The organism is Marinobacter xestospongiae, assembly GCF_023156385.1.
Classification (GTDB): domain Bacteria; phylum Pseudomonadota; class Gammaproteobacteria; order Pseudomonadales; family Oleiphilaceae; genus Marinobacter; species Marinobacter xestospongiae.
Genome location: NZ_JAKZAK010000027.1, coordinates 39,253 through 52,066 on the forward strand (window position 1 = coordinate 39,253; position 12,814 = coordinate 52,066).

At 65.8% G+C, this 12,814-nt stretch carries 10 protein-coding genes; all 10 read right to left on the reverse strand.

The features are described from left to right. Positions 1–37: 37 nt before the first annotated feature. A complete protein-coding gene (locus MLD24_RS17705; protein ID WP_227172642.1) occupies positions 38–1,876 on the reverse strand; it encodes a cation:proton antiporter in 1,839 nt (612 codons plus the stop codon). 45 nt (positions 1,877–1,921) lie between these two features. Continuing rightward, the gene (tcdA, locus tag MLD24_RS17710) at positions 1,922–2,755 is read right to left on the reverse strand and encodes a tRNA cyclic N6-threonylcarbamoyladenosine(37) synthase TcdA (protein ID WP_227172641.1); all 834 of its coding nucleotides are present in this window, start codon (positions 2,753–2,755) and stop codon (positions 1,922–1,924) included. Between the two features lie 77 nt (positions 2,756–2,832). Beyond that, positions 2,833–4,317, reverse strand: a complete 1,485-nt coding sequence (locus tag MLD24_RS17715; protein WP_248168389.1) for a right-handed parallel beta-helix repeat-containing protein — start codon at positions 4,315–4,317, stop codon at positions 2,833–2,835. Positions 4,318–4,349: 32 nt separating this feature from the next. Further along, a complete protein-coding gene (locus tag MLD24_RS17720) occupies positions 4,350–5,459 on the reverse strand; it encodes an alginate lyase family protein (protein WP_248168390.1) in 1,110 nt (369 codons plus the stop codon). Then, positions 5,450–6,916, reverse strand: coding sequence for an alginate O-acetyltransferase AlgX-related protein (locus tag MLD24_RS17725; RefSeq protein ID WP_248168391.1), 1,467 nt, complete (start codon positions 6,914–6,916; stop codon positions 5,450–5,452). Before MLD24_RS17725 ends, MLD24_RS17720 begins: the two co-directional genes overlap by 10 nt. Beyond that, positions 6,913–7,554 carry an alginate O-acetyltransferase AlgF gene (locus tag MLD24_RS17730; RefSeq protein ID WP_248168392.1) on the reverse strand — a complete coding sequence of 214 codons (642 nt, stop codon included), beginning with the start codon at positions 7,552–7,554 and terminating at the stop codon, positions 6,913–6,915. The genes MLD24_RS17725 and MLD24_RS17730 overlap by 4 nt, the downstream gene beginning before the upstream one ends. 14 nt (positions 7,555–7,568) lie before the next feature. Next, the gene (locus MLD24_RS17735) at positions 7,569–8,675 is read right to left on the reverse strand and encodes an alginate O-acetyltransferase AlgX-related protein (RefSeq protein WP_248168393.1); all 1,107 of its coding nucleotides are present in this window, start codon (positions 8,673–8,675) and stop codon (positions 7,569–7,571) included. 9 nt (positions 8,676–8,684) lie between these two features. Further along, positions 8,685–10,109 carry an MBOAT family O-acyltransferase gene (locus MLD24_RS17740; RefSeq protein ID WP_248168395.1) on the reverse strand — a complete coding sequence of 475 codons (1,425 nt, stop codon included), beginning with the start codon at positions 10,107–10,109 and terminating at the stop codon, positions 8,685–8,687. A 9-nt stretch (positions 10,110–10,118) separates the two neighbouring features. Next, positions 10,119–11,462: an alginate export family protein gene (locus tag MLD24_RS17745; protein ID WP_248168397.1), complete on the reverse strand. Its 1,344-nt coding sequence runs from the start codon at positions 11,460–11,462 to the stop codon at positions 10,119–10,121. Further along, positions 11,459–12,808 carry an SEL1-like repeat protein gene (locus MLD24_RS17750; RefSeq protein WP_248168398.1) on the reverse strand — a complete coding sequence of 450 codons (1,350 nt, stop codon included), beginning with the start codon at positions 12,806–12,808 and terminating at the stop codon, positions 11,459–11,461. The genes MLD24_RS17745 and MLD24_RS17750 overlap by 4 nt, the downstream gene beginning before the upstream one ends. Positions 12,809–12,814 lie beyond the last annotated feature (6 nt).

The following is a 12,814-nucleotide window of genomic DNA, read 5'->3' on the forward strand; positions in this document are numbered from 1 at the left end:
GCGGCGCAGACAGTCAGCGGATCAATCGAGCCGGAGGTTAGACGGTGGACTCGCTGTCGACGTCTTTCTCCTTGCGCTCCTTGGGCGGTTGCGGCGGGATCAGGCTGATCAGGGTCCAGTCCTTGCCGGGCTTCTTCTCCAGCGCGCCGGTGACCGGCTGGATACGGCCGCGGTTGTCGATCACGAACAGCAGCAGGGCCTGACGTTCGTACTGGGCCTCGAAGTCGTCGTAACTGAATGCCTCGCTCAGCTGGGTGGTTTTCACCACATAGCCCTGGCTGGCCAGACTGGCCAGCTTGGCGTAGCTCACCCCGCCAAACAGTCCCCGGGTCCGCTGCACTTTCTCGGCGGTCTGGTGCCGGGCGGCCTGCTGGTCCTGGTCGCCTTCCGACAGGCTGAACACGCTGTTCTTGCCGAACCAGTCGAGGAAGTGGTAGGTCGCCTGGGTGTTCAGCTGCTTGTAGGGCGAGATCACCAGCAGGTTGCCCAGACCGGTGAAGTCCAGGTGGGTGGTGGCGTGTTCCGACACCGGGTTGCCGAAGTAGACCTGTAGGTTGTCCATACGGGCCTGGCGGACGTTCTCCCAGTTGGTGTCGGTGAGGGTGACCGGCACCTCGTGTTTCTGCAGGGCGGCGGCGATCTTGCGGGCCATCTGGTTGGCGCCGATGATCAGGTAACCGTAATCCGCCGGCTCCGCCACCTTCAGCAATCGCGCGATGGGGCGGGCGGTGAGGCTTTGCAGGGTGACGGTGGTGATGATCAGCATGAACACCAGTGGCACCAGGGCGCCGGCGCTCTCGTAGCCGAGCTTCTGCAGCTGGTAGGCGAACAGCGCCGACACCGCGGCGGCCACGATGCCACGGGGCGCCACCCAGCTCAGGAACAGTTTTTCCCGCCAGTTCAGGGTGGTGCCAATGGCCGCCAGGAACACGCTGGCCGGCCGCGCCAGCAGGATCAGCGCCGCCAGCACAATCACCATATCCCAGCCCAGGGCCGCCATGGCGTCGAACTCCACCCGCGCCGCCAGAATGATGAACAGCCCGGAAATCAGCAACACGCTGAGGGATTCCTTGAATTCCAGGATGCTGTCGATGGGCACCTGCTTCATGTTGGCCATCCAGATACCCATCACGGTGACCGTCAGCAGACCGGACTCATGAGCCAGCTCGTTGGACAGGGCATAGACCCCCAGCATGAAGGTCAGGGTGCCGGCGTTGTGAAGGTACTGTGGCAGTAGGTGGCGGCGCAGGGCGATGCCGTTGAGGTAACCGGCCACCGCACCGATCAGGAAGCCCACCGCCAGGGTCTTGGCAAAAATGAACAGGGAGTGGCCAAAGACGTTGCCCTGGCCCCAGGACACGATGCCCTCGAACACCAGTACCGCCAGCAGTGCCCCCACCGGATCAATGATGATGCCTTCCCAGCGCAGGATGTTGGCCAGCTTGGCGGTCGGTCGCACGGACCTCAGCAGCGGCACGATCACCGTCGGGCCGGTGACAATGGAAATGGCGCCAAACAGCAGTGCAACCTCCCAGGACACCTCCAGCGCCCAGCGGGCGGCGAGGGTGCCGATCAGGCAGGTGACCGCCGAGCCCACCGGGATCAGGTTGCGGACCATCTTGCCGTGGTCGCGGATCTCCTGGTAACGCAGCGTCAGGCTGCCCTCGAACAGGATCACCGCCACCGCCAGCGAGATCACCGGAAACAGCAGGTCACCAAACAGCGGTTGCGGGTCCAGCCAGCCCAGCACCGGCCCGGCGGCCAGGCCACCGGCCAGCAGGAACAGAATGGCGGGCATCCGTACCCGCCAGGCCAGCCACTGGCAAAACAGTGAGAGAACGCCAATGCTGGCAAGAAGCATCACAATGCTCGGCATAGAGAGATCAGTCCGTGTCCGTTGGATGGGGTGATTCGGGGCGAATCAGAGGCTCTTTGTACTATCGTCAAGCTGGGCCCGCCTTGCAATGCGATTGAGCAGGCGGGAGGCGGCCACAAAGCCGAAGGTGGCGGTCACCGGGCTGGCGGCGCCAAAGCCGGTGGCGCAGTCGAGGCGCACCGGGCCGTCGGTATCGGGCTTCTGCAGGCAGACCTCGCCATCGGCCGCCGGGTAGGTGAGCTGTTCCAGCGAATACACCGCCTCAATGCCGAAGCGACGCTTGGGATTGCGGGAAAACCCATACTCCCGTCGCAGCATGTTGCGCACCTTGGCCAGCAGCGGGTCCTGGGTGGTGCGGCTGAGGTCGGCCACCTGGATCTGGGTCGGGTCCATCTGGCCGCCCGCGCCGCCGGCGCACACCAGCGGGATCTTGCGACGTTTGCAGTGGGCGATCAGCGCGGCCTTGGCCTTGACGCTGTCGATGGCGTCGATCACACCGGTGAGGTCGTCCCCCAGCAGGTCCGCTACATTCTTCGGCGTCAGGAAACCGAAATGGGGCTCAATGCGGGCGTGGGGATTGATCGCCCGCAGCCGTTCCGCCAGGGCGTCGGTCTTGGTTCGACCGTACTGGCCGGTGAGGGCGTGGGACTGGCGGTTGGTGTTGGAGACACAGATGTCGTCCATGTCGATCAGGGTGATGGTGCCAACGCCGCTGCGGGCAATGGCCTCCGCTGCCCAGGACCCAACCCCGCCGAGTCCGACGATGACCAGGTGCGCCTGGCGAAAGGCCGCCAGTGCCCGGCGGCCATAGAGCCGTTCAATACCGCCGAAGCGGTGCTGGAAATCGGCGTCTGCGGTGGAAAGCGTGTTCTCAGCCATGTGTTGTGAATCGGTGGCCGCAATGGAGCGCAGAGTGTACCTGATGGCGGCGGCCGGCTCCATGGGGCCGACGTCGTCTACGGACAACCCCTACGCCCGGTGGCCTGGAATCGGGGCCGGTTGTGTTCGTCCGCGCGGATATCCACCGGACAGCCGTGACGGAACAGTTGCTGGGCCAGTTCGCTCTGCAGCGGTGCCAGATAGCCCTGCAGCCAGTCGTACTCAATGGTCGCCAGTTCAAGTTGGTTGTCCGCCATCGCCAGCCGGGCCAGCGCGGCGCCGGTCAGCATGGCCTGGTCGCTGCGGCCGATGTGGTTACGCCAGAGCAGCAGCTCCACCTCGCCCGCCGGCTGGCGGGCGTCTACCCGCAGGGCCGGCCGCCGGTTGTGGCGAAAACGGTTGCCGGTCAGCGTGGCCTGGATTGGCCCCTGTAGTTGCACGCCGCTGAGCTGATTGCCCGCGACCACCGAATCTGCCAGTCGCAGGCGGGCAGGGCCGTTGGCGGAGAGTGCCAGGCCGTGGCTGCCGCTGTGGCCGATGACCGATCGCAGCAGGGTCAGCTCGCCGCTGAAGCCGGGGGATTCCAGGGCCGACTTGTGGGCGCCGGCAAACAGGGTGTCGGTAACCCGGAGCCGGCTGTCGCCCTGGACACGCAGGCTGCTGTTGAGCCGGGTGTCGCGAAACTCGCTGGTGCGCACCCGCAGACGGCTGTCGATGGCATCAATGCCGTAGTGACGGTTGCGGTGGAATTCGCTGTCGCTGATCCAGGCTTCGCCCTGGCGTAGCTCTAGCCCGCTGCTGAGGTTGTCAAAGCGGCTGTGACGAGCCACCAGCCGTGCCGGTGGCAGATTGGCCGACTGGGCCTGGCTGCGGGCGAGGGTCAGGCCCCGGCTGAGATGGGCGTCATAGCCCAGCCGGTCGAGCACGGCGCCGTCGAGCCAGGTGCGGCTGCCGGCCCAGCCGGTGATGAACGGCCGGTACTGGGCGATGCGGGCGCGGGGACGCTGGCCCTGCCAGACCGTGACGGTGGCGTCCTGAACGGTGAGGTCGCCGCGGTTGATGATGGCGGCCCCGGCGTAGATGTCGAGATAAAGGGTGGTGTCCTGGACGATCAGGCCGGCATCGACGCCGATCACCACCGGGTAGCTGAGCAGGTAGCCATCCTTGTGGGGGCGCAGTACTCGCGAATCACCCAGCTGCCGCTGCAGGGTGGCCAGGTCGACGTCGCCACCACGCAGGTGAACCCCCCGTGGATGCTGCTGCTGGTAGTTGGCGATGACCGCGAACAGGCCATTGTGGGTAAACGGCTCGAACGGCCAGCTGCCCTGTTCGGAAGAAAACAGCGGTGCGATGGTGGCCTGGCCGCGGGATGACCGGCTTCGGGGCTGGGGTGGTTCGGGCCAGTTGACCGGGCTGTCGGTATTGGTGCTGAGGGCGGCGATATCCGCCATCAGGTCGGCGTGGCCGCTGCCGGGGGCGAGTAGCAGCGCCAGCAGCGCGCTGGCCAGGGTCGCGCGAAGGCCCTGGCTGGCCTGCCGGCCTGTGATCCTGTTTTGGCGCATGCCGGTCCGCCGGCCAATGGCTTTCCACCACCTCATGGCTGAGGCCCCAGGCTGGCGGCGGGATACAGCGGGGCCAGCCGGCCACCGGCCTGGCTGTAGCCGTCGACGTTGCCGGCCTTGCGCTGGTACAGGGTCCACGCCACCGAGGGGCGGGGGTCGAGATCCAGCAGCGGCAGCAGCCAGGCAAACTTGTAGTCGGGCACCGGCTCCTGTTCCTGCGCCAGCACCGGCGGCAGGCGGGTGGGGGACAGTTCGGCGGCCACCACAAACCGCACCAGTGAGCGCAGGCGCTGGCGTTGATCGGCGGACATCGCATGGCCGTTGGCGGCAGCGTGCCGGGCCAGCAGCGCCAGGGGGTTGAGGGCGTAGTTGAGGTAGTTGGTGGCGAGGTGGGCGCGGGCCACCTCGTTGGGCAGCCAGCCCAGCTGGCCACTGTCGTCCTGCTCAATCTGGCTCAGCGCCCGGTCAAAGATCCGGTAGCCCAGTTCACCGAAGGCCGGTTGCTCCAGGGCCATGGCGGTCACCACCAGCGCCCAGCCGGCCCAATAGTCGTGGTTGTTGAAATAACGGAAGTCAGGATCAAGCCGGGGCGCATACTCCCGTTCCACCTGGGTGGCCAGGGCGGCGAGCCACGCCCGTTCCGGGCCGGTGAGGCGGAATGGCTGGGCGTCGGTGCTCAGGCGCTGCAGCTTCCAGGCGGCGGTGGCGATGGCCGCCAGGCTCCACTTGCGCACCGCCACCCCGGTCTTGCTGGCGTCGGTGCTCAGCAGCGCGCCGGCGTCGGCCCAGCTACCCAGAGCGCCATGGAGACAGGCAAGGGCGCCGCGCCGGTGGCGGTCGCCGGTATGGCTGAGGTAATAGTCGGCAAAGCCCACCACCTGCTTGCTGTAGGCCTGGATCTGCGCCTTGATGGCTTCCGGTTCTGCCGCCAGCTCGGTTCTCAGGGTGGATTTGCTGGCATCGCTCTGGTCGTACTTGCTGGGCAGTTGCAGGTGGCCGGTGTAGGGCACCACCACCTCCCGCGGGCAGTCGGCGCTGACCGGCTGGGTGGGCACGCCCGCCGGCACCGCCTGTGCCGGCGCCTGGGGCAGTACCCACAAGCTGGTCAGTAGCAGGGCATTCAGGGTGCGGTTCAGCGACATAGTCGAATCTCCATCTCCGAGGCTGCGGCCGTGGTCTGGGTCGGTTCGATGAACACCGACAGCAGGTTGGCTTCGGCCAGGCGGGGTGAGCGGGACAGCGCCAGATAGTACTGGCCGCCGGCCACTGCTGCCGGGCGGCGTATCCAGACCTTATCCCGCTCGCCGTTGTCGTAGTAGGTAATAATGTAGAACGCTTTGAGGTCCGGGTCGCTGAAACGCAGATCCAGGTAACCGTCGAGACCACGCAGGTCGCGGTACTGGTCACCGGTGTTGCTGAGCACCTCGTATCGCTGATGCACCTGGAGCGCCGGTAATGGCAGGGTCTGGCGACGAATCTGGCGGTCGCCGCGGCAGCGGCCGCTGACGGCGGGCAGCAGTTGGCGATACATCAGCGGGTCATCTAGCCGGTAGTTCAGCGGCAGCTCCCACAGAATTGCCGCCGGTGGCTGTGTCGGGTCGTAGTCGGCGGAGTGGAGAAACTGCTGCAGCGCGCCGGCGGCTCCAGCCCCCGGCAGGGCATGGTTGAGCACGTCGGTGGCCAGGGCCTGTTTGAGGAAACCGTCGAAGTTGTAGTTCTTCTGGTCGTCGTCCCGTGCGGCGGAGTTGCTGGTGCCGACCAGTACGGCCTCGGGCCTTGGCGGGTCACCAAACAGTGCCGCCTGGTTCTGCTGCTGCGCCGGCCGGGTCTGGTAGGTGCGCAGGTACTGGTGGCCATAGTGATTGCCACAGATCTGGCCCAGGCCACTGTTGAGGGAGCCGCGCTTGCGGATCACCGCCCCAGGCTCGGTGACGAAGGTCTGTGGTGGCAGTCGCTGGCGCAACGGATGATCGGCCAGGGCCTTGCCCACACGCTCGGCGGTGGCGCGGGCGCCGGCGGGGGTCCAGTGATGATCGCGGCGGAAGAAGTAGTCGGCCTCCGGCGGCTGGTCCACCAGTGGCAGCATATTGGGCACAATGGCGCCGGCCTGCCGCAATTGGGTCTGGAACCGTGCCATGCCCTGACGCGCCCGCTCGGCATCGAAGCCGGCGCGGTCGTCGGCCAGCAGGCGGTCCTGATGCATCAGGCCGCGAGTGGGCTGGAGAATCATTACCAGGGCGGTGCCCTGCCGGGCGAGGGTCGACACCAACTGCCGGAACCAGGCTTCGGCCCGGGCATCCGGAAAACCGAAGTCGGTGGCGAGATCGGTTTCGCTGCGAAACAGCCAGCGCTCCTGCCCTGGTGTGATCATCCGCAGCGCTTTCATGGAGCCTTCGGCGTAGTGTTCCGGGTCCGCCAGACCGGGGCAGGCGAGGCAGCCCTGGTCGCAGGCGTCGGCGGGTGACATCAGCAGTGCATTGGGAGCGCCGGCCGGTGTGGCGAGGCCGTTGTTGTTGCTGGTGCTGGTGTTGGCACCCGTGGGCGTCGTGGCGAGTGCCAGTGCCGCCAGCCAGGGCGCCATTGTTCTGGCGGCGATCATGGGTCCCTCCGCGCCACGGTGTTGAGTTTGGCCTGGGCCACCGGCCCCTGGTCGGTGGCCATCACCAGGTAGCTGTAGCTGCGTCCCTTGCGCAGCAGCAAGGGGGCAAACTCGGCGACGGCCTGCTGGCCCTGGTAGGCGGCAAAGCCCAGTTTGACCTCGTTGATCAGCCGTTCTCCCTGTTCTCCGGGCGCTAGAGTATCCACCACTGCAATCTGGCCATCGGCAGTTTTCAGTGCCAGTGGCTGGGTGCTGAAGTTGTAGAACCAGATCTGGGCCTTGCGGGGATTCTGCGGCAGCGGTGCCTGTTGTTGCCGCAGCTGCTGGCCATCACTGATCAGGGTGGTGGCCTGGCCAGCGCTGATTGCAACGGTCAGCGCGTCGCCGTTGACGGTCACCTCGTACTCTCCCTCGCGCAGCACCAGAAAGTCCCCCAGCTGGGTGCCGCCCACCGCCTGGCTCAGGGCGTGAGCCGGTACCCTCAGCTCCGCCGGCGCCGAGGCCAGGTTGAGCAGGCGGACGAAGCCGGCGTCCGCCGGCAGGGCATCGTCATAGAGTGCCGCGTTGTCGTCGGCCCAGGCCAGCGAGGCCAGGGTCATCAGCAGCAGGGCCGCCAGTTGGGGTAACCGGTACAGCATCAGGGTTCTCCTCATCAGAACTGTTCATCCAGGGATTGCTGCCAGCTCTTGCGCTGGTCCAGCGGCTGCAACAGGGCCCGCACCGGGAATTCCCAGATCACGGTGTCCGGCTGGGCATCCCGGTGGGTGTCGGCCAGGTAGCGTTCCATGGCGGCGTAAGGTCCACGGGCCTCCACCGCAAAGGTGCTCACCTCCCGCGCCAGCGCCTGTTGCAGAAAACCGGCAAAGTGCCAGCGCTCGATCTTGCTGTAGGAGGTGCCGACCAGGTCGATGCCGCGATCACCCTGGTCGCCAAACAGCGCAGCCGAGGTGACGGTGGTCAGGTCGCCGTGGGTCTCAAAGCGGGGCACCACCTCACTGGCCTTGTAGCCCTCGGCAAGGCCATCGCTGGTGAGGATGAAGCCGGTCAGGTCGCCCTGATAGCGGCTTTCGTCCAGACGTTCGGTACGGAATGACCGGTCGCCCTGCAGTTCGGGCCAGGTCCGGGCAATGGTGTCGGCGGCGAGTCGGGCCCCGCGGGGGCTCCAGTGGGTGTCTCGGGCCAGAAACAGGCGCTCGTCATCGCCGACTGGCTGGTGAAATGCCGTGGCCAGGTCGACATGGGGCCACTGGCGCTGGTTCAGCGTTTCAATCAGGCGGGGGTAGAGACGGGCGACCGGCGCCGGCAGGGTGCGGCCGAGGTATTGCGGGTAGGTGGCCACCTTCATGGGCACCGGCACCAGAATCAGTTGTTGCTGACGCCGGGCGAGGGCCTCGCGGAACTCCCCGATGCGACTCAGGTGGCCGGTGAGCACCGTGTCCAGGCGACTGGGGTACACCAGCTCCTCGGTGGTGTAGAGCCAGTGCTGCTGGCCCAGGACAACGCCGTTTTCGCCTTCCCGGAACACCAGGTAGCGCAGGTTGCCCCAGAATCGGATCGCTAGATCCCGCAGCGGCAATTGCTGGTCGAACTCGCCTTCAAAATCCCGTGCCAGTTCGCCATCCAGGTACAGGGTCAGGGCCTGGTCCTGGCTGACGGCGTAGCGCAGCAGTTGCGGCACGCCGTAGATCATCATGGCGACCAGCAGCAGGCAGAACAGGTAGCCGTTCCAGCGGCTGGCGCGAGTCATCACGGGAAACATCGGCGGCTCCTAGAACTGGAAGTACAGGAAGGGTGAGAAGGAGTTGGCCGCCAGCCGGCTGACTGCCAGGGCAAAACCCAACCACAGCAGCCCGGCCTGCCAGCCGCGCACCTCCTGCATCAGGTAGGGCGCACCTTCACGGGCGTAGAACCGCAGGTTGGTGCGCCCGGCGATCACCAGCCAAACCACCGCCACCAGTACGAACGCGAGCGTCAGGCGGGAACTGGCCAGCAGGTAGGGTTCCAGATAGCCGGGGCCGGATAGGCCCAGCATGCCCTGGTGAATCTGCAGCGAGTGGGCCAGGTCGCCGGTGGTGAAGAACCCCATCATCATGATCATCAACAGCAGGTTCAGCAGGTGACGCCAGCCGTTGTAGGGCGTGCGTGGGGTGGTGACCCAGCGGAACCGTCGCTCCAGCAGCATCATCAGTGCGGTCACCAGCCCGAAGAAGAAGAACGCAAAGCTGGCGCCGTGCCAGATACCGGAAAGCAGCATGGTAACGAACAGCGCCCGGCCGGCGTTGACGCCACAGGCCTTCACCAGCGGACGGTAGACATAGTTCTGCAGGAAGTCGGCGAGGGTCAGGTGCCAGCGCCGCCAGAATTCGGTGAAACTCATGGCCAGGAAGGGCTGGTTGAAATTCTCGGCGAAGCGGAAGCCCATCATCATGCCCAGGCCAATGGCCATGTCGCTGTAGCCGGAGAAGTCGAAGTAGAGCTGGATGAACGCCACCGCGGTGCCCAGCCAGGCATCGGCAAAGCCGGGGTCGGGGTTGCTTAGGAAGCGGTTGGCCAGGGGCGCGAGGGAATCGGCAATCAGCACTTTCTTGATAAAGCCCAGCATGAACCGGCTGGCGCCCAGGGAGAACAGCTCCCAGCTGTGTTCGCGCTGGCGCAGCTGCCGGTCGATGGTGCGGTAGTGCAGGATGGGGCCGGCAATCAGCTGGGGAAACAGCGCGATATAGGCGGCAAAATCGACAAAATGACGGGCCGGCTGGGCGTGCCCGCGGTACACGTCCACCACATAACTGATGGCCTGGAAGATATAGAACGACAGCCCCAGTGGCAGGATGATGTGTTCCAGAGTAAAGGTATCGATGCCCAGCGGCTGCAGCAGGTCGTTCAGCACCTCGACGCCGAAGTTGGCGTATTTGAAGTATCCCAGCACCGCCAGGTTACCGATGACCGCAACAGTGAGCAGACGAAACGCCAGCCTTGGGGCGGACTGGCGGTACTGGTGCAGCCAGCGCCCAAACGCATAGTTCCAGTAGCTGACGGCGACGAACAGCAATAGGAAATCCGGTCGCCACCAGGCGTAAAACAGGTAGCTGCCGGCGAGGATCACCAGCGATCGCCACTGTGGCCGTGCCAAGTAGTACACCGCCAGGAACAGCGGCAGGTACAGGAATAGGAAGACGTTGGAAGCGAAGATCATCGGCGTGCCCTACCAGCTCATCTCGGTATTGATCAGCCATTGCTGGTCATCACCACCTTCGGTCAGCGCCGACCCTGCATGGAACAGGCCCAGGCTGGCGCTTACCTGCCAGTTGAGCTGACTTCCGGCGAAGGCGAGTGGGAACATCCGCCAGCGATAGTCCAAGTCCAAAGTTTGTCCCAGATCATGCCCCTGGCAGCGGTCGTTTCGGTCACTGATGCGTTCCAGGGGCAGCGGGCCGCTGGCGGAGCGGCAGTGCAGATTGCTGAGCATAACGGCCAGCCGTTGGCGAGTTGCCGGGTGGACTTCCAGGCGAAGGCCGTAGAACAGCGTGTTGCGAAGGCTGAGGTTAACCAGTGATCCCGCCATGGCCCCCCGCTCCCTTGGCTCAAACTGAAGGCGGTCGCTCTGCAGGCCGTTGAGGTAGAAGCCCTGAGCGCGGTCGTCGGTTATCACTGCCCGCACCGCCAGCCTGGGTTGCCAGGGCTGCTGGCGGAAGCGTTTGCCGGCCTCGCCTGCTAGGACCCAGCCGCGGACACTGTCCTTACCATTGGCGTCTTGCCGTTGTCCCTGCAGCCACAGCGCTTCAAGGTGGTAGTCGGTGACCAGAGCCCGGTCTTCACGCTGGCGCTCACCGATGAATACCCCGGTGCGGACTGCACGGATGTCTTCCCGATCGTTGCGCCAGTCGGCGCCGGAGTGATCGAGCTCTGCCATCAGCCGGACCCCGGTCCATCCCTGTGGCGCCCAGCGCCAGGCAGCTTCCGAGAGCAGATAGCCGATGTCCCTGTCCTCCGGGTCGAGCCGGCCCTCGACGCTGTTGAAACTGTGTGGCCGTTGTCCGAGGGCGACGAAGCCGCGCTCGAAGGTGTCCTGCCACTGCAGTCGCGCCGATGTCAGGCTGGTGTCCCACCACAGCGCCAACGGCGACCGATAGGGCTGGCGCCCGACGGTCAGGGACAGGCGGGGATCGTCCAGCAGCCGCTCGCGGCGGAGGTAGGCATCCCGCAGTTCCAGGCTGTCACCCTCCGGGCTGGTGCCTTCAAACAGCGCGCTGTTGCTGTCGTCATCGGTGTAGGTCAGCCACAGTCGGGTGTGAAACTGCCAGTCGGGCCAGGCCCGTTGGGGCAGGTAAGCAGTCAGTGCCGGCTGGTAGCGCAGTTGGTCGAATCCGCGGTTGTCACTCCCCAGCGGGGCGTCACCGGGGCCATAGCCGAGCTGGGCGGTAACTTTGTGCTGAAGCTGATAACGGGGCTGTTCGGTGGTGATAGTGTTGGCGGCGCCCCGGACCAGCGCCGGCAGTGTCAGGAGCAGCAGGAACAACCAGACAGATCGGAAGTGAAGGCGGCTCATATCGACTGCTCCAGGCGTTGTCGAAGAACGTGAACCAGGGCCTGACCGCGGCTGTGTTGCTCAGGGCTCAGACGGGTTTCCAGCTGTTGCCGTAACAGCCGGGCGCGTGCACTGCCCAGCAGCTCCGCAATGCGGGCGTAACCATAGCCCTTGACCGGGTCCGGGCACATGGCGCGGGTGCCAGCATACAGCGTAGCGACGCGGTAATGGGCGGCGGCGTTGGGTCGGGTTAACAGGGGTTGGTAGAGCGCCAGTGCGGCGCGGTGATCGGGTTCGTCCAGGCCACCGCTGCTGTATAGCTGTGCCATTGCGAGTTGTACCCGGTCAGGGTGGCGCGGTGCCAGGGTCTGGAGCTGCCGCTGCGCAGCTTCCGGGTCCAGGCTCGGCCAATCGTAAACCTGCAGTGCCTGGGCCCGGAGAAAGCCGGCCTCGTCCGGGTCCCGGAGGCTAATCTGTTCAATCAACCGGAAGGCGGCCTGGTGGTCGAATACATCGGGGTGGTCCAGCAGGTAGCCGGCCTTGGCCAGCAGTGCCTGAAACGAGCCCCAGGCTATGGCCTGGTCGAGCCAGAGCAGAATAGCGTTGTCGTGCTGGCGGGGTGTTCGGGTCAGGGTCACAGCGAGCATTTCCACCACCTCGGCGGGCAGCTCCGGCAAACGGCTTTGGTGGGCCTGGGCGACCGAGAGCAGGCCATCGAAGGCGTCGTCGCCGAGCATGCGGGAGTACAGCCCAACCGCCCGGGCGTCCAAGAGCATAGCCTGCCGGTAGCGCCGTTCTGCCTGCTCCAACTGGCCTCGGGCTTCCAGTAATCGGGCTTGGTAGGTGAGGGCACGGCAGTCCAGTACGCAGGCACGTTGGTATTGCCCGATCAGGTGCTCTACCTGATCAGAAGGCAGCAGTTCGGGGTACACCAGGAACAGGTCGAGCACGCTGTTGAGGGTCTCGTCGCTGGCCAGCGGGTCAAGCTGGTTCAGGCCCTGCTCCAGCAGCGCGCGGATCTGCTCGCGGAACAGCGGCATGCGATCGGCAATCTCCGACATCCCGGCCAGTGCCAGGGGCTTGCCATAGCCACGGTCAAAGGCGCGCCAGTACCAGCCGATGGCCTCGTGGGTGGTATCCAGCCGCTCCTGCGACACCAGCCGACTGGCGAGCAGACGCATGGACGGCCGATCACCGCGCTCGGCAAACCGTCGCAACGGCTCGATCACCTCGGTGTCCGGGTCCTGATGCAGCTGGTAGCGCACCTGGGGCAGGCCGGTCACGGCGGCGCCGGTCAGCGCCGGCAACAATAGCGCCGGCAACAACAGCGCCACTGCCAGGGATGGGAGGGAGACGGCTCGGATCATGGCGGC